The following is an 18,140-nucleotide window of genomic DNA, read 5'->3' as shown; positions in this document are numbered from 1 at the left end:
AGCGCCAAAGAGCGCAACTGTGCGCCGCGCGCCGCTGCACAACGCCTGGCTACTTCAACGCTTGGCTACTTCAACGCCTGGCTACTTCAACGCCTGGCTACTTCAACGCCTGGCTGCTTCAACGCCTGGCTGCTTCAACGCTCGGCTGCTTCAACGCTCGGCTGCTTCAACCCTCGGCTGCTTCCACGCTCGGCTGCTTCAACGCCCCGGCTGCTTCAACACATCAGTGCATCAACGCGTCGCTGCTTCAACGCAGCGGTGCTTCAAAACCCGTGATCGGCCGCAAGCATCTGCGCGGCCCGCTCGCCGATCACGACACACGGCGCCATCGTATTGCCGGTCGTCACGCGCGGCAGAATCGACGCATCGGCGATGCGCAACCGGTCGATGCCATAGACGCGCAGGCTCGTATCGACCACCGACATCGCGTCGTGGCCCATCTTCGCCGTGCAGCTCTGATGCGAGTGGCTAACCGTGCCGTTGCGCATGAACTGCTCGAGCGCCGCGTCGCCGACCGGCCCCGGCAGAACCTCGCGCCGCGTAAACGGCCGCAGCGGCGCCGAATTGCCGACGTCGCGGCAAAACTCGATGCAGCGCTTAAGCGTGCGCATATCGGCGGGATCGCCAAGAAAGTTCGCGTCGATCGCAACCGGATCGAGCGGATGCGGGCCTGTCAGACGCACGCGGCCGCGGCTCTCGGTGCGCAGCACGGCCGTCGTCAGCGACCAGCCGTGCGCGGGCAGATCGCGCCCGGCCGCCTCAGGGCTTGCATACGGCAGCTCAGTCAGGAAGGTCTGGCAGTCGGGCCGGTCGCGCCCGCTATCGCTTTTCCAGAGCGCCGTCATTTCACCGAGGTTGTTGCGCCCGACGATCGGTCCGGCCGCCTCCCACACGCACGGCGCCATGAAGTGGTCCTGAAAATTTCGGCCGACGCCGGGCAAAGCCTGCTTGAGTGCGATGCCATAGCGGCGCAGTTCTGCTTCGTCGCCGATGCCCGATTGCATCAGGAGCTTGGGCGTCTGGATCGCGCCGAGCGACAGCACGACTTCGCGCGTCGCGCGCACGCGCTTCAGTTCGCCGTGCTGCAGATACTCGACGCCGGTCACCGCGGCGCCGTCGAACGTGAGCCGCGTAACGAGCGCCTGCGGCAACACGACGAGATTCGACGGTTCGCCCGGGCGCTGCAGAAACGGCTGCACATACGCGCGATACACCGACTGCCGCTGCCCGTCGCGAATGCACACATTCGTGAATCCGGCGCCGCCGTCGCCTTCCATCATCGCGCCGTTGTGGTCGGCCACCGTCGGTACGCCGGCGCGCGCAAACGCTTCGAGTCCCGCCGCGGCGATCGGATGCGGATCGGGCGCCGGCTGCACGAACAGCGGGCCGCCCTGCCCGCGCCGCCGTGGGTCCGGCTCGCCATGCCAGTCTTCGATGCGGCGATAGATCGCGAGCACCGATTCGTAGCTCCATCCGTCGTCTTCGGTCGCTCTGGCGAGATCATCCCAGTCCGCCTGGTGCCCGTGCGCCCACGCCATCACGTTGATGCTTGCGCCGCCGCCGAGCACCTTGCCCATCGCCATCGGAATCATGCGGCCGTTCAGGTTCGCGTTCGGCGTCGCGCGAAATAGCCAGTTCTGCTCACTGCGTCTGAGGTTGGGCCACGCCGTGCTGTCGATAATCGCGGGGATGTCGTCGGTGCCGCCCGCTTCGAGCAGCAACACGCGCAATTCCGGATATTCGGCGAGGCGCCGCGCAACGACGGAGCCCGAACTGCCCGAGCCGCAGACGATAAAGTCGAACTCGCCGTCCGTGCCGTGCATGGGCTCAGCGCGCGCGGACAACGAAGGGCTGGAAGCAGCGAAAGCGGATTGTGTGGAATCGGTAGAGGCGCTCGTCACGGATATCTCGCATGGAACCGGCATGCGATGACGAGCGTACGCGCGCGGCGAAACGCGATGATGCGGATTGCGAAGCCCCGCACCGCTTCACGAATGCAAAGCGGTGCGGCGGTGCGTGACTGGAATGGCTAAAGCAGATTCGACAGGAGTCCGGCGGACTCTGACGTGGCCGGTCTGCCCGGCCCCGTCGGGGTTTGCCTTTTACTTTACTTCGCGAACAGCGACGCCATATTGGCGAACGACTTGATCTCGACCGCATTGCCCGACGGATCGAGAAAGAACATCGTGGCCTGCTCGCCGACTTCGCCCTTGAAGCGGATATGCGGCTCGATGATGAACTTCGTGCCCGCTGCTTTCAGCTTGTCGGCCAGCGATTGCCACTGCTGCATCGACAGCACGGCGCCGAAATGGCGCACCGGCACCGCATCGCCGTCGACGGCGTTGGTCGCGCGGTGACCCGCTTCGTCAGGCGACAGATGCGCGACGATCTGGTGACCGTAGAAATTGAAGTCGACCCATTCGGGCGAGCTGCGGCCTTCCGGGCAGCCCAGCAAATCGCCGTAAAACTCGCGCGCGGCTGCAAGGCTATGGACGGGAAACGCGAGATGGAAAGGGGGCATCGCGCCTTGCGTTGCACCTTGTGCTGTATCGGTCATTGGAATCTCTGAACCTGGTGGGGATGTTTCGCTGGAGCGGCTGATCCGGCAAGACCAGCCGATCAAGCCATGTGTTGCAACGTAGTCTACTGATAAACACAAACGCTTGAAAGCACAATGATTTCGCGCTGAGCCTCAAAGTTTTCGATACACCGGGCTTACCTTTGTGACTACCCTTTGCGAAGCGGCCCGGTCGTGCCGCGCACGATCAGATCGGTCGGCACGATGTTCTGCGAGCTGACCGGCCGCCCTTCGATGCGCGCCAGCAGATAGTCGGCGCTGCGCGTGCCGATTTCGTCGGCGGCAAGGCGCATCGTAGTCAGCGGCGGCGTCGTGAAGCTCGATACCTCGATATCGTTGATGCCCGCAATCGACAGTTCGCCCGGTACGTCGATGCCCGCCTCGCGCGCTTCCGCCAGTGCGCCGATCGCGAGCAGATCGGTGCCGCAGATCACCGCGGTGGGCCGCTCGGGGCCCTGCATCAGCGCTTTCATCGCCATCTGCCCTTCGATAATCTTGTGCGGCATTTCGATCAGATGCTCGTGCCGCAACTGCAGTCCGCGCGCTTGCAACGCCGCGCGCACGCCCATAATGCGGTCGGCCGCGCGGTCGCTGTGCTGCGTCATCTGCGTGATCATGCCGAAGCGCGTGTGGCCGAGGTCGAGCAGATATTCGGCGAGACGCCGGCCCACCGAGACATTGTCGAAGCCGACATACGGGTGGTCGTGATCGACGGTCCAGCCGTTGACGAGCGGAATCTGTTCCTTCTCGAGCAGTTCATACAGCGCGGGCGAATGGCTGCGGCCGACCAGCATAAGCCCCGCAATGCCGTCCGCGATCAGCGCGCGCACCTGCTTCAGCTCATCGAGCGGGTCGTAGTACGAGCAGCCGAGCAGCAGCGTATAGCCGGCCTCGCCGATCCTTTTCTGCAGCGCGAATACGCCGAGCGCGAAGTTCTGGTTTTCGAGCGAAGGAATCACCGCGCCGATCGTCTTCGAGCGCTGCGACGCAAGCGCGCGCGCGGCCGCATGCGGCGTATAGCCGAGCTGGTCGGCGATATCGCGCACGCGCTGCCGCAAGTCGGCCGCGACCGTCGCGTTGCCGTTCAGCACGCGCGATACGGTCGCCGTGGACACGCCCGCCGCACGGGCGACATCCAGCACGGAGATCGCATTCGATTTACGGCGCGGCGCCCTCTTTTTTATGTCTGCACTCAACGTTGCACCCAGCCCGGTCTTGTCCTGCGAGGCGCGCACCGCGCCCCTACGAGCCGCATTTTATAGCGCGAATTTCACGAAGCGGTAGCACACGCATCGAAATGCGGCGGGTACGCTGCGATGCGCTTCAGTCGAAGCTCAGTCGAAAATCGGTCGAAACTCAGCCGACAATCAGTCGAAATTCAGCCCAAATTCAGTCGATGCGCTTCACGTCGCCGTCGAATTCCACGATGCAGCCAAAGCCGCCATGAAACAGCGCCTCGCGCTCATCTTCGCGCGCGCCGGAAGCGGCAATGCGGGCGGCCGCGCTCGCTTGCGCGTCGTCTTCGGGTTCATAGCCGAGAAAACGCGCGTTTGCATTGCTCCAGCGGTTGCGCGCATTGTTCGATACGCCGTACGCAATCACAAAGTGATAGTCCGGGTAATCGATGCAGCGCTTCGTCAGCTGCACCATATCGCGGTGGCTGATCCATGTGAACAGATGGCGTGGCATGGTCGGCGTGTCGTCGGCGCGAAACGAGCCGATGCGCAGGCACGCCACGGACATCCCATGCTTGTCCGCATACAGCCTGCCGAGCGCCTCGCCGAATACCTTCGATACGCCATAGCGGCTATCGGGGCGCAGCGCGACGGTATCGTCGATCATGCGGTCGCGCCTGTGAAAACCGACCGCGTGATTCGAGCTCGCAAAAATCACGCGCTTCACGCCCGCTTGCCGTGCCGCTTCGAATACGTTGTAGCAGCCGTCGATATTGATATCGCGAATCTTCTCCCAACTATCTTCGTCGGGAATGCCGGCCAGATGCACGACGACGTCGACGCCCTGCATCGCGGGCAGCAGGTCCGCGAGGCGCGTGATGTCGGTGCTGACGATTTCCTCGCCGTCGCCGGCCGGCGCCTGCGGCGCGATGTCCGCCAGACGCAGCTCGTACTGGCCGCGCAACCCGGCGCGCAGTGCGCGGCCGATATGGCCGGCCGCGCCGGTGATCAGAACCCGTGTCATTTGCCTGTCTCCTTTCGCTTGCCTGCTCGCTTGTCTGCTCATTTGCCTGCTCATTTGCCTGCTCTGATGCGCTGTTGCTGTCGCGCCGCGCGCCCCGCGGCTATTCATTGCGGCACGGCGCAGCGCGGCCAAAACTTGCGTCCACCACCGCATCAAGCCTTGTTGCCGCCGCCTGGCACCGTTGCGACCACCTTCGGTGCGCGCAAGAAGTCGAAATCGCAGCCGTCGTCGGCCTGCATGATCGTTTCGAGGAACAGCTTGCGATAGCCGCGCGCTTCAGGATCCGCTTCGCGCGGCGGCAACGCGGCGAGCCGCGCTGCAATGACTTCGTCGGAGACCAGCAGTTCGATCGAGCGCTTCTGCACCGACAGACGAATGCGGTCGCCGCTTTGCACGATCGCCAGCGGCCCGCCGATCGCCGCTTCGGGCGTCACGTGCAGCACGATCGTGCCGGCCGCCGTGCCGCTCATGCGGCCGTCCGAGATGCGCACCATGTCCTTCACGCCTTCGCGCGCGAGCTTGCGCGGAATCGGGATATAGCCGGCCTCGGGCATGCCCGGCGCGCCGACCGGCCCAATGCGCTTGAGCACGAGCACGTCCTGCGCGGTCACGTCGAGCGCCGGGTCGTCGATGCGGTTGGCCAGATCCTCGGCGTCTTCGAACACGACCGCGCGCGCTTCGTGCTCCATCAACTGCGGATTCGCCGCCGACTGTTTAATGATTGCGCCGCCGGGCGCGAGATTGCCGCGCAGCACCGCGATGCCGCCTTGCGGATAGATCGGTTGCGCGAGCGGCCTCACGACATCCTGTTTGAACGGCGCCGGCGCCGCGTCGAGTTCCTCGCCGAGCGTACGGCCCGTGACGGTCAGCGCATCGAGATGCAGCAGATGTTTCATCTCGCGCATCACGGTAACGAGCCCGCCCGCGCGATGCAGGTCTTCCATGTAATGCTGGCCCGACGGCTTCAGGTCGACGAGCACCGGTGTTTCGCGCGCCATGCGATCGAGCGAATCGAGGTCGATGCGAATGCCGAGGCGGCCCGCGATCGCCGTCAGATGGATGATGCCGTTGGTCGACCCGCCGATCGCGAGCAGCACGCGCAGCGCGTTTTCGATCGCCTTCGGCGTGAGGATCTTCGCGGGCGTGAGGCCCGCCTTGATCATCGCGACCGCCTGCGTGCCCGTGCGCTCGGCGATGCGGATGCGGTCGGCGCTAACGGCCGGCGGCGACGCGCCGCCCGGCAGCATGATGCCCATCGCCTCGGCGATGCAGGCCATCGTGCTCGCGGTGCCCATTACCGAACAGGTGCCGACGGTCGCGACGAGCTGCGTGTTGACCGCGTCGATTTCCGCTTCGTCGATCTGGTCGCCGCGAAAGCTCGCCCAGAAGCGCCGGCAGTCGGTGCAGGCGCCGACGCGCTCGCCGCGATGCGAGCCTGTCAGCATCGCGCCCGTGACGAGCTGAATCGCCGGCACGCCGGCCGCGGCCGCGCCCATCAGCTGCGCGGGCACGGTCTTATCGCAGCCGCCGATCAGCACGACCGCATCCATCGGCTGCGCGCGGATCATCTCTTCGGTGTCCATCGACATCAGATTGCGCAGGTACATGCTGGTCGGATGCGAAAAGCTCTCGGCAATCGAGATGGTCGGGAATTCGACCGGCAGGCCGCCCGCGAGCTGCACGCCGCGCTTGATCGCTTCAATGAGCTGCGGCGCGTTGCCGTGGCACGGGTTGTAGGCGCTGCCCGTATTCGCAATCGCGACGATCGGACGCGACAGCGCGTCGTCCGTATAACCGGCGCCCTTGATGAAAGCGCGCCGCAAGAATAGCGAAAAGCCTTCGTCACCGTAGTTGGTCAGGCCTTTGCGCAGGCCTGTTTTTGCGTTGTTGTGTGCGTTGCCATCTGCGCTGTTGCCAGATTCTTCAGCCATGGGGAATGTCCTCGATCGGATGCTGCTGAGCGGATTATCGAATGATTGACGTCGATTCTATCGGGGCTTATAGTCAACTTCAAGTAAGCGCTTTCTCGAATCTTACCTGATTCGTTACCTGATTCATTGCCTGATTCACTGCCTGATTTATTCCGCGTTCACCGCATTTTCCTGCCTCCGGATTCCCCGATGAAGAAACGTGTCGTCGCCTACCGGCGCCTGCCGGCCGCGGCCGTCGAACTGCTCGAAGCGCGCTGCGACCTGCGTATCGCCGACGCGGACAGCGAGCGCGCGGCCTTTCTCGATGCGCTCGCGAACGCGCACGGCATGATCGGCAACAAGCTCAGGATCACGCCCGCACTGCTCGATGCGGCGCCGTTGCTCGAAACGGCCGCGACGATCTCGGCCGGCTACGACGACTTCGACGTGCCCGAACTGACGCGGCGCGGCGTCGTGCTGACGAACACGCCAGCCGAAGTGACGGAGACGACGGCCGACCTCGTGTTCGGCCTGATGCTCGCCACCGCGCGCCGCCTTGCCGAACTCGATGCATGGACGCGCCGCGGCCAGTGGCGCGCGTCGTCGGGGCCGGCGCAGTTCGGCGTCGACGTGCATCACAAGACGCTCGGCATTGTCGGACTCGGCCGGATCGGCGCCGCGGTCGCGCGGCGCGCGGCGCTGGGCTTCGGCATGAAGGTGCTGTACACGAACCGCACACGCAACGCCGAAGCTGAAAGCGCTTACGGTGCACAGGCACGCGCGCTACCCGATCTGCTTGCCGAAGCGGACTTCGTCTGCGTGCTCACGCCGCTCTCGGATGCCACGCACAAGCTGATCGGCGCCGCCGAACTGCGCCGGATGAAGCGAACCGCGATCCTGATCAACTGCGGGCGCGGGCCGGTCGTCGATGAAGCCGCGCTGATCGAAGCGCTGCACGAGCGCCGCATTCTCGGCGCGGGGCTCGACGTCTACGAAAGCGAACCGCTCGGCGCATCGCCGCTTTTCACGCTGCCCAATGTCGTGCTGGCGCCGCATATCGGAACGGCGACGCAGGAGACGCGCGAAGCGATGGCGGTGCGTGCCGCGCAGAACGTGCTCGATGCGCTCGACGGGCAGCGGACTTCGAATTGTGTGAACCCGGAAGCGCTCGAGCACCGCGCGTCGTTTCCAAAGCGGCACGCGGCTCCAGCGAAGTCGAACGCGTAATCACGCCCACGCATCGAGCGCATAACGCTCGAGCGCGGCCGCATCAAAATCAAACCCAAGCCCCGGCGTAGTCGGCACCTTCAGCATGCCGTCGGCAAACTCGAGCTGCGTATCGACGAGCCGCCGGAAGTTCAGCACCTGGTCATCCGGAAAGTATTCGACAAATCGCGCGTTCTCGGTCGACGCGACCAGATGCACATGCAGATCGTGGAACCAGTGCGGGCACATCGTTGCGCCAATGCCCGCGGCGGCCGCCGCGATGCGCCGCCATTCGCTGATGCCGCCGCATACGGCCGCATCCGATTGCAGAATCATCGCCGCGCGCTTGTCGAGCAGTTCCTGATGCCGCCAGCGCCCCGCTTCGATTTCGCCCGTCGCCACCGTAACCGGCGTACGCTTCGCAAGCTGCGCATGGCCCTCGATATCGTCGGGACTGAACGGCTCTTCGATCCAGTACGGATCGTATCGCTCGTAGCGGCGCATATATTCGAGCGCGGTCGGCACGTCGGACCATGCGTTGTTCGCGTCGAGCATCAGCAGCACACTGTCGCCAACCGCTGAGCGCGCCGCAGCGATACGCTCTTCTTCCTCGCGCGGACTAAGCCGGCCGACCTTCATCTTCACCGCGCGAAAGCCCATTTCGACATAGCCCGCAAGCTCTTCGCCAAGATGCTGCGGCGTCTTGCCGTCGATGTAATAGCCGCCGCTCGCATAAGCCGGCACACGCTCGGCGGTCATGCCGCCGAGATAACGCGCAAGCGGCAAACCCGCCGCGCGCGCGTTGCGATCCCATAGCGCGACATCGATAATCGACAGCGCGCGCATCACGCTGCCCGCGCGCCCCTGCAGCAACGATTCCTGGTAGAGCTCGCGCCACAGCCCTTCGACATCGACGGCGCAGCGATCGATCAGAAGCGGCCCAAACAGCTCGCGCACCGCATGCGTGACAAGCGAGCCCGCGCGGTGGCCGCCGTAGCAGAAACCAATGCCCTGCTGGCCATCGGCGGTTTTGATGCGCACCAGCGTGTAGTCGCGCGCGGCCACCACGCGCGTGGCGAACGACGTGACACGATCGAGCGGTACGCGCACCGTGCGCGCTTCAACAGAAACGATTTTCGCGGCCTGTTGCCAGGCGGCCTGCGATTGCTCAACGACACCTTGTTTCATGGTCCTTTCCTCAATACGACTCGACAAATTCCGCATTCGGTTCAAACGCTACGCCGCCACACGCTCCGTAACGCGATGCTTGCTGTTCACGAACAGCAGCATCGCGAGCACACCGGCGAAATCGATCAGTGCGCCGAACAGAAACGCACTGTGATAGCCGCCGAAGTACTGGATCAGCACACCGGTCAGCGCGGGCCCGATGATTCCCGACAGATTCGACAGAAAGTGGATAAAGCCGCCTACTCCACCCTGCCGGTGCAAGGGCAGAATCTCGTGCTGCACGGCCCAGATCGACTGGCACGAGCCCGTCAGAAACAGCAGCGCGGCCGCGATCAGACTGACCGCCGCGGCCAGCGACGTCGCCGACGTGATACTGAGCACCGCCACGCCCGATAGCGCGAGCGGGATCGTCGCAACGAGCTTGCGCGCCTTGATCGGATCGTTCATGCGCTTGTAGACGTAGTCGCCGACCAGGCCGCCGCCGAAATAGCCGATCGCCCCGCAAATCCACGGAATCGACGTGATGATGCTCATCTGCTTGAGGTCCAGATGCATCACGTTGGTCAGATAGCTGGGCAGCCACGAGATAAACACGTATTGCGTGTAGTTCACCGCAAAGAGCCCCGCGCCGAGCGCAAGCGTGCTCGGCCGGCGCAGATAGGCGCCCAGCGTCATGCCGTCGTCTTCCACATTCACGGCTTCGGCAGCGGCGCGGCTGGCGTCGATCAGCTGCGTTTCCGCCGCGCCGACACGGCGGCTTTGCGCGGGCTTGTCGGTAACGAAAATGCGCCAGCAGACCAGCCATATAAACCCGAGCACCGCGATCACGACAAACGACGTGCGCCAGCCAAACGCCACGGCAATAAGCCCGACCACGGGCCCCGCGATCGCATTGCCGAGCGTTTGCCCCGAGAACGTGAAACCGATCATCGTCGCCGTTTCATGGCGCGGAAACCAGTTCGAAATCGTGCGGTTCGTATTTGAGCTCATCGGCCCTTCACCGATGCCGAAGAACACACGCGTGAGCAGCAGCGAGACGAAACCGGTCGCAGCCGCGGTCAGCCCGCAGAACAGCGACCAGATGCCCATCGCCCACGTGAAGACGCGCCGCGTGCCCCACTTGTCGGCAAAGTAGCCGCCGAGAAACGAGAAGATCGCGTAGCCGACGAAAAAGCTGCTGAAAATCACGCCCAGTTGCGATGGCGACAGTTCGAGCGTCTTGCCGACGATCGGCGCGACGATACCGAGCGCCGCGCGGTCCATATAGTTGATCGCGCCGGCCGCAAACAGCAGGCCCGCGACCACGTATCGATATTTGCCGGTTTTCATGGGGTTTTGTGCATGTTTAGCGGTTGACGAGTCGGGCCGGCATACGCGTAAGAATCAGCAGCGCGGACAGACACAGGCATCCTGCGATCAGGAACAGGCTCGAGTTCAGCGAATGGGTCATCGTCTTGAGCCAGCCGACCACGGCAGGGCTCACGAAGCCGGCCAGATTGCCGGTCGAATTGATCAACGCAATGCCGGCCGCGGCGCCGGCGCCGCCGAGAAACGAGGTCGGCAGCGCCCAGAACATCGGCAGCGCGGTGACCACGCCGGTGGCCGCCATCGTGAGGCCAAGCAGCGCGATCCACGGGTTCGTGCCGGCGAAGGCGCACACGACGAAGCCGCTTGCCGCGACGAGCTGGGGAATCACCACATGCCAGCGGCGCTCGCGTGTGCGGTCCGCGTGGCGGCCGACCAGAATCATCGAGATTAGCGCGTACAGATAAGGCACGATGGTCAGCAGACCGATCGTGAACGGATCCTTGATGCCCGACGTGCGGATGATGGTCGGTTGCCAGAAGCCGACCGCGTACGAGCCCATTACGATGCCGAACAGGATCGCGCAGCAGAGCCAGACTTTTGCCGACGAAAATGTCTGCCCGACCGACGAATGGCTCTTGGTGCGCGCTTCGGCGTCGATTTCGCGTTGGATATGCTCGCGCTCGTGTTCCGCGAGCCACTTTGCATCCTTGACACGATCGTCGAGAAAGAAATAGATGACGACGCCGAGCACGAGCGCGGGCAGCGCCTCGATAATAAACAGCCACTGCCAGCCGGCCATACCGCCATGGCCCGCGAGCCGCTGCAAAATCAAGCCCGACACCGGCCCGCCGACGATCCCCGAGACCGGATTGCCCGCCATCAGAAACGCGACCATCTTGCCGCGCCGCTGCGCCGGGAACCAGTACGTCAGATACAGCACGAGCCCCGGAAAAAAGCCCGCTTCCGCGATGCCGAGCACGAACCGCAATACGTAGAACATGGTCGGCGACGTGACCCATGCGGTCGCCGCCGAAATCACGGCCCACGTGACCATGATCCGCGCGATCCAGCGGCGTGCGCCCACGCGGTGCATCAACAGATTGCTCGGCACCTCGAAGAAGAAGTAGCCGACGAAGAAAATGCCGGCGCCGAAGCCGTACATCGCTTCGCTGAAGTGCAGATCGTTCAGCATCTGCAGCTTCGCGAAGCCGACGTTGACGCGGTCGAGATACGCAACCACGTAACCGATAAAGAGCAAAGGCATCAAACGCCACGTGACCTTTGCGTAGATCGAATTGCCTGACGCCGCGCTGCCGGGCGACGTAACCGCGATGCCGTTCGTGCTCAAGCTTTGTCTCCGTGTTGTTCAGGTGGTCCTTTGAGCGGGACACGCTGCGCGCCTCTTGGTGGGCGACCCTATGCAGCGTAAGTTTGCGTTTGCAGCGTCCGTTCAGCGGCAAATCATGCGGCGGGCGTCGTCAGCTCATGATGCCGATCTGCCACGGAACGAATTCGTGATCGCCGAGACCGAGCAGCTCGCTCTTCGTGCGCTCGCCCGACGCGGCTTTGAGCATGGCCTCGAAAATCGCGCGGCCCGTGCCTTCGATCGACGCGGTGCCATCGAGAATCTCGCCGCAGTTCAGATCCATGTCTTCGGTCAGGCGCCGGTACATCGGCGTATTGGTTGCAAGCTTCAGCGACGGCACGGGCTTGGCGCCGAACATCGAACCGCGGCCCGTCGTAAAGGCAATCAGATTGGCGCCGCCCGCAATCTGGCCTGTCGCCGACACCGGATCGAAGCCCGGCGTATCCATAAACACGAGGCCGCGCTCACTGACAGGCTCGGCATAGCGGTAGACCGCCATCAACGGGCCCGTACCGCCCTTCATCGACGAACCGAGCGATTTCTCGAAGATGTTCGCCAGACCGCCCACCTGATTGCCGGGGCTCACCTGGCCATTGATCTGCACGTCGCGGCCGACGGAGTACACGTCCTTCCACCAGCGCACGCGCTCGATCAGCTTTTCGCCGACTGCGCGGCTTGCCGCGCGGCGCGTCAGCGTATGTTCGACGCCATAAATTTCAGGAGTTTCGGAGAGAATCGCGGTGCCGCCGTGCTGCACGAGCAGGTCTACCGCGGCGCCGAGCGCCGGGTTTGCGGTGATCGACGAGAAGCCGTCGGAGCCGCCGCATTGCAGGCCCACTTTCAGCTGGCTCGCGTCGACGCGCGTGCGCTTGATGCGGTTGGCTTCCGGCAGCAGCGCCTTGACCGCTTCGATGCCGGCTTCGATCGTTTTACGCGTGCCACCCGTTTCCTGCATCGTGAACGTATGGAGCCGCGCGTTTCGTTCGAGCCCCTCCTGATCGAGAATGCCCTGCAACTGGTTGCGCTCGCAACCGAGTCCGACGATCAGCGCCGCCGCGAGATTCGGATGACGCGCGTAACCGGCCGTTGTACGGCGCAATAGCGCCATCGGCTCGCCGCTCATCTCCATACCGCAGCCGATCGAATGACTGAACGCGACCACGCCGTCGACGTTCGGATAATCGGCGAGGCGCTCCGGCGTGAACCACGCCGCGATCTTGTGCACAACCGTGGCCGAACAATTGACCGTCGACAGCACGCCGATGTAGTTGCGCGTCGCGACTTCGCCGTTGGCGCGCACGATGCCGTCAAAGCTCGCGCGTTGTTCAGCGGGCAGCAGATCGACGGGCCGGTAGTCCGCGCAGTACGCGTAGTCGCGGTCGAACTCGCGGAACTCGAGGTTGTGGCCATGCACCAGCGTGCCGGGCGCAATCTCGGTCGCCGCGAAGCCGATCACGTTGTTGTACTTGCGCACGGCCTCGCCCTGCCGGATCCGCCGCGCCGCGATCTTGTAGCCGGCCGCGACCTGGCTCCTGCTCACAAAGTCTTCCGACGGCACCGGCGTGCCGATCGCGACATCGGTACGCGCGATCACCACGTTGTCGGCGGGATGCAGCCGGATCACCGGCCCGTTGATGGTCTTGCCGGACAGCTCGATCATGGACTCGCGGCCTTGCAGGGGTGAAGGGACGAAAACCCGGAAGCCGGTGCACGCCGTGATCGTTGCATGCTCCACCGTCAGAAGTAATCGCTTGCTCAAATAGCCTGACTTTTTCGGTTTCCCGGCTTGCGGAACACCGGCAAAGCCGACATTTCGGCCACTGTAGAAGATTCCCGTGTGCATTTCAAGAGAAAGCGCTTACTTGAATTCACTTCGATCGGCTTATACTGTCCGCCGAGCGACCTTTTTCGAGCCCCGCACAAGGAGCAAACCCATGTGGCAACAGGCAGAGCGCTATCCCGACCCGCGCGTGATATCGATCGATCCGTCCTTCGACGCATACCGCGTCAACTTTTCCGCCGTCGAACGGCTCGCGACCGGCTATCGCTGGACCGAAGGACCGGTCTGGTTCGGCGACGGCCGCTATCTGCTATGGAGCGATATTCCGAACAACCAGATGCTGCGCTGGGACGAGCAAACCGGCGCCGTCAGCGTGTTTCGCAAACCGTCGAACTTCGCGAACGGCAATACGCGCGACCGCCAGGGACGTCTCGTCACCTGCGAGCATGGCCGGCGCGTCACGCGCACTGAGTACGACGGCAGCATCACCGTGCTGATGGATGCGTTCGAAGGCAAGCGCCTCAATTCGCCGAACGACCTCGTCGTCAAATCGGACGGCTCGATCTGGTTCACCGATCCGCCGATGGGCATCGCGGGGCATTACGAGGGGCACAAGGCCGAGCAGGAACTGCCGCACTCGGTGTACCGGATCGATGGCGCGACCGGCGAGGCCTCGGTCGTCACGCGCGAACTGAAGGGGCCGAACGGCCTGTGCTTTTCACCGGACGAGAAGCTGCTCTACGTGATCGAATCGCGCGGCATGCCGAGCAAGCTGATCCATGTTTACGACATGTCGGCTGACGGCCGCGCGATTGGTAAGGGACGCGTGTTTTTCGATGCCGGGACCGCGACGATCGACGGCATGCGCGCGGACATCGACGGCAATCTGTGGTGCGGCTGGGGAATGGGCAGCGACGAACTCGACGGCGTGATGGTGATTTCCCCGGCCGGCAAGATCATCGGCCGCATCGCGCTACCGGAGCGCTGCGCGAATCTGTGCTTCGGCGGCCCCGCGCGCAACCGGCTTTTTATGGCCGCGTCGCAATCGATCTATTCGGTGTTCGTCAACACGCAGGGCGCGCTGGGCGGTTGATCCGGGTTGATCCTGCAAACGGGCCCGGTGAAGTCGCAAAGCAAACGCCCTACTGATACTGCCGCAGCTTGATCCCAATCGCCGGGTCGGTAATATTCGCCGCGGTCAGCGCGAGCACGTCGATGCTGATCTGCAGCGGCACCACTTCGCCGGCTTCGGCCTTGAGCAGCGTCTGCATCGCGATATAGCCCATCTGATACGCGTCCTGCGCGATCACTGCATAGAGCACGCCTGTCTGCAGATACTGCCGGAAGGCCGGACGATAGTCGAAGCCGACGATCTTCGGCCGCTGCTTCGGCGCCAGCTGTTCGAGCGCGCGCACCGCGGCGAGCGTCGTAAAGTCGGTCGGCGCGAAGATCGCGTCGAGCGGACGACCGTACGACTTGATTGCATCGACGGCGGCCAGTTCCGGTTCGTGGATGCCGTGTCCGATATACGCGTCGACCACGATCTCGTAGCCCAGTGCCTTCGCCGCGTCGATAAAGCCCTGCTCGCGCGCGCTCGTCGATACGACGTCGGGCGCGAGCCGCAGCACGGCCACTTTCGCGCCGCGCGGCAGCACACGTTCGAGCGTGCGCGCGGCGACGCGGCCGGCGGCGTAATTGTCTGTGGAGACGGTCGAGAGCGCGCGGAAGTCCTTGCTCGGCCGGTCGACGAACACGACGGGCACCGGCAGTTGCACCGGCGTTTTGACATCCTTGACGGGAATCGGCGCGAGAATAATCGACTTCACGCCCGAGTCGATCATCCATTGCACTATTTTGAGCTGCAGATTCTGCGCGGTGGTTTGCGGGTCGTCGTCGACAGGACTGCGCACAATCACTTTGACGCGGCGTTCCTCGGCGGCCTGATGAATGCCCTCTTCCATCGCCTTCCAGAATTCGCTTTGTGCGCCCGCGAGCACCGCGCCGTAGTCGGCCGCGCGCGCGATGCCGGTGGTGCTGATCGCGCCGACCATGCCGGCCATGCCGACCATGCCGACCATGCCGGCCATGCCTAACACGCCCACCATGCCCGACATGCCCGACAGCACAGGCGCGCCAATCAGAAAGCCCGCCACCCGAAGCCACCTGTGCAGCACCCGTCCGGAGCTCATCGCGTCACCTCCCGCGTGCGGCTATCGCATCAAGGCAAATTCGCGGGCAAACCCGCAGCGCAAACCCGCTTGCATCAGAGGATTCCGTGCAAGCGCGAACTGTTGCCGAGAGCCGTACTTACTATACTAGTAAGCCAAATCCGAACGGGGGGCTGACTTGCCACGGCGAGCGAAAGCAACGCTTCGGCCCGACGCGACGGAACCCGAAAGCGCGTCCCCCGCAAGCACGGAGCACACGGGCCGATTGCGCATGGCCCGGCGTAATACCGACGCCAGCGCCGGCGACGACGCCGGCAGCGCCGCATCGTGGCGCACCGTGGCGGGCCTGCGGCGCGGTATCGGCGTGCGCCTTCTGATCGGCGTCCTGATCTTCAGCTCCGTGATCACACTGATCATGACCGCCGTCCAGCTGTATATGGACTACCGCTACGACCTCGATCAGATCGAGCGGCGCCTCGACGAGATCGGCGAGGGCTATCCCGACATCATCGGCGAAAGCCTCTGGCATCTGGACCGCGAACAGCTGCGCATCGTCGTGGAGAGCATTCTCAAGCTGCCCGACGTGCAAGCCGTGACGGTGCGTGAAACCGGCACCGGCCACCCCCTGCAGATCATGGCGCGGCGCCGGCAAAGCACGCCCGTCATCACGCGCGAGCTGCCGATCAACCGCGTGGTGGAAGGCAAGCTCAAGCAGATCGGCACGCTTTATATCGAAGCGGCGCTAACCGATGTGTACCGGCGGCTGATGGGCGAAGCGCTCGTCATTCTGGTAAGCCAGGGCGCGAAGACTTTTCTCGTCTCGCTCTTTATCCTGCTGATCTTTTCGCGGCTCGTCACGCGCCATCTCGCGACGATCGCGCAATTCATGCGCCGCTACGATTTCCATCACCCGGCCGGCGCGCTCGCATTGAAGCGCCGTCCGCCCGCGACGCCCGACGAACTCGATCAGGTGGTGATGTCGTTCAACGACCTGTGTACGAATCTGCGGGTCGCGTATCACAACCAGCAAACGGCCAACGAAGCGTTAAAGCTGGACGTCGCGATGCGCATCCGCAATGAAGACGCGCTGCGCGAAGCCGAACAGCGCTATCGCGAGCTGTTTCACAACATGCCGATGGCGCTGATGCTGATGCGCGGCAACTTCGATATTTTTCCGGCTTTGCACAAAGCGGGCGTCACCGATCTGAACGCGTATTTCGACGCGCATCCGGACGTGCTGCGGCGGCTGATGAGCGCGATTACCGTCGATGAAGTCAACGCGCGCTCGGTCGAACTGTTCCGCGCGCGCGACGCCGCGCAACTGGTCGGCCCCGCCGGACGCCTATGGACCGAAAGCCCCGGCACACTGCGCCGCGCGTTCGAAAGCCGCTATCACGGCGAAGCGCGTTTCGACGAAGAGATGAAGGTGGTCGCGCTCGACGGCCGCGTGATCGACGTGCTGTGCACGCTGTCGCGGCCGCAGCCGATCGGCAGCCATACGCCGACGCTGCTCGGCATGATCGACATCACCGACCGCGTGCGTGTGCGCGACAAGCTGCAGCAGCTCGAAACCGACCTCGCGCACGCCGGGCGCATTTCCCTGCTCGGCGAACTGATGGCGTCGATCGCGCACGAGATCAACCAGCCGCTCGGCGCGGTCGCGGCCAGCGCGCAGGCCATGCAGAACTGGCTGAACCGGCCCGAGCCGCCGCTCGACGAAGTGCGCGAGCTGACGGCGCTCACGCTCGCCTCGGCGCGCCGCGCGAGCGACATCATCGTGCGCACGCGCGCGATGGCCGCAAAGAGCAAGCCGCGGCGCGAGCTGATTCGCCTCGATGAAGTGGTCGACGAAGCGCTGCTGCTCTTAAGCCACGAAATCCAGGCTCGAGGGGTAGAAGTGTGGCATCGCCCCGCGATCTTCGCGCCGCGCATCATGGCGGACCGCACGCAATTACAGCAGGTTGTCGTGAACCTGACGGTCAACGCGATGCAGGCGCTGGCGTCGCACGGCGTGCGCCACGGCAAGGTCGTGCTGACGATCGCGGTGACCGCGGCGGGTCAGGTCAGCTGCACCATCGAAGACAACGGGCCGGGTATCCGCGAGGACAATCTCACGCTGCTTTTCAACCGCTTTTTCACCACCAGCGAGGGCGGCATGGGACTCGGCCTCGCGATCTGCAGGACGATTATCGAAGCGCACGGCGGGCGTATCGAGGCCGACAACGAATCGACGCTCGGCGGTGCGCGCTTTACGTTTGCGCTGCCGGCCGGCGAGTAGTCAGTTGGCCTATGCGCGCAACGCGTCAGAAAGATTCGCGTACGCCTGCCGTCAACCTCAATTCTCTTTCAGGATTGAACGCGATAGACGGGCATGCGATTTCGATAATTCCGCACGAGGCAGCATCGGAGCGGCACCGCCTCGCGCTATCTTCCGAAG

At 64.2% G+C, this 18,140-nt stretch carries 13 protein-coding genes; 3 read left to right on the top strand and 10 right to left on the bottom strand.

Translation table 11 applies throughout. The features are described from left to right. Positions 1-263: 263 nt before the first annotated feature. The 5 genes from KZJ38_RS10990 to KZJ38_RS10970 form a co-directional block, all read right to left on the bottom strand. Complete coding sequence (locus KZJ38_RS10990; protein WP_219795944.1) at positions 264-1,823, bottom strand: GMC family oxidoreductase; 1,560 nt, start codon at positions 1,821-1,823, stop codon at positions 264-266. Between the two features lie 284 nt (positions 1,824-2,107). Then, a complete protein-coding gene (locus KZJ38_RS10985; RefSeq protein WP_219795943.1) occupies positions 2,108-2,557 on the bottom strand; it encodes a VOC family protein in 450 nt (149 codons plus the stop codon). 170 nt (positions 2,558-2,727) lie between these two features. Then, positions 2,728-3,720, bottom strand: coding sequence for a LacI family DNA-binding transcriptional regulator (locus KZJ38_RS10980; RefSeq protein ID WP_219795942.1), 993 nt, complete (start codon positions 3,718-3,720; stop codon positions 2,728-2,730). A gap of 247 nt (positions 3,721-3,967) precedes the next feature. Next, complete coding sequence (locus KZJ38_RS10975; protein WP_219795941.1) at positions 3,968-4,777, bottom strand: NAD-dependent epimerase/dehydratase family protein; 810 nt, start codon at positions 4,775-4,777, stop codon at positions 3,968-3,970. A gap of 152 nt (positions 4,778-4,929) precedes the next feature. Then, positions 4,930-6,708 carry an IlvD/Edd family dehydratase gene (locus tag KZJ38_RS10970; protein ID WP_219795940.1) on the bottom strand — a complete coding sequence of 593 codons (1,779 nt, stop codon included), beginning with the start codon at positions 6,706-6,708 and terminating at the stop codon, positions 4,930-4,932. A 189-nt stretch (positions 6,709-6,897) separates the two neighbouring features. Between KZJ38_RS10970 and KZJ38_RS10965 the strand changes: the two genes are divergently transcribed. Then, entirely contained in the window at positions 6,898-7,914 is a 1,017-nt protein-coding gene (locus KZJ38_RS10965; protein WP_219795939.1) for a 2-hydroxyacid dehydrogenase, read from the top strand. Here KZJ38_RS10965 and KZJ38_RS10960 read toward each other — a convergent pair whose 3' ends face one another. The 4 genes from KZJ38_RS10960 to KZJ38_RS10945 all read right to left on the bottom strand — a co-directional run bounded on the left by KZJ38_RS10960 (position 7,915) and on the right by KZJ38_RS10945 (position 13,415). Beyond that, a complete protein-coding gene (locus KZJ38_RS10960) occupies positions 7,915-9,081 on the bottom strand; it encodes a mandelate racemase/muconate lactonizing enzyme family protein (protein WP_219795938.1) in 1,167 nt (388 codons plus the stop codon). It abuts the gene before it with no gap. A gap of 48 nt (positions 9,082-9,129) precedes the next feature. Then, positions 9,130-10,410, bottom strand: a complete 1,281-nt coding sequence (locus tag KZJ38_RS10955) for an MFS transporter (RefSeq protein WP_219795937.1) — start codon at positions 10,408-10,410, stop codon at positions 9,130-9,132. A gap of 16 nt (positions 10,411-10,426) precedes the next feature. Continuing rightward, complete coding sequence (locus KZJ38_RS10950; RefSeq protein ID WP_246641425.1) at positions 10,427-11,737, bottom strand: MFS transporter; 1,311 nt, start codon at positions 11,735-11,737, stop codon at positions 10,427-10,429. Positions 11,738-11,867: 130 nt separating this feature from the next. Continuing rightward, entirely contained in the window at positions 11,868-13,415 is a 1,548-nt protein-coding gene (locus tag KZJ38_RS10945) for a UxaA family hydrolase (RefSeq protein WP_219795936.1), read from the bottom strand. 274 nt (positions 13,416-13,689) lie between these two features. Here KZJ38_RS10945 and KZJ38_RS10940 point away from each other — a divergent pair, with 274 nt between their 5' ends. Beyond that, positions 13,690-14,628, top strand: coding sequence for an SMP-30/gluconolactonase/LRE family protein (locus KZJ38_RS10940; protein WP_219795935.1), 939 nt, complete (start codon positions 13,690-13,692; stop codon positions 14,626-14,628). Between the two features lie 49 nt (positions 14,629-14,677). Here KZJ38_RS10940 and KZJ38_RS10935 read toward each other — a convergent pair whose 3' ends face one another. Next, positions 14,678-15,724: a substrate-binding domain-containing protein gene (locus KZJ38_RS10935; protein ID WP_219795934.1), complete on the bottom strand. Its 1,047-nt coding sequence runs from the start codon at positions 15,722-15,724 to the stop codon at positions 14,678-14,680. 250 nt (positions 15,725-15,974) lie between these two features. Between KZJ38_RS10935 and KZJ38_RS10930 the strand changes: the two genes are divergently transcribed. Beyond that, entirely contained in the window at positions 15,975-17,981 is a 2,007-nt protein-coding gene (locus KZJ38_RS10930) for a sensor histidine kinase (protein WP_219795933.1), read from the top strand. The last annotated feature ends 159 nt before the right edge of the window (positions 17,982-18,140 follow it).

The organism is Paraburkholderia edwinii, from assembly GCF_019428685.1.
Taxonomy (GTDB): domain Bacteria; phylum Pseudomonadota; class Gammaproteobacteria; order Burkholderiales; family Burkholderiaceae; genus Paraburkholderia; species Paraburkholderia edwinii.
The sequence above is the reverse complement of the archived record's forward strand: the minus strand, read 5'-3'. Positions and strand labels throughout refer to the sequence as shown.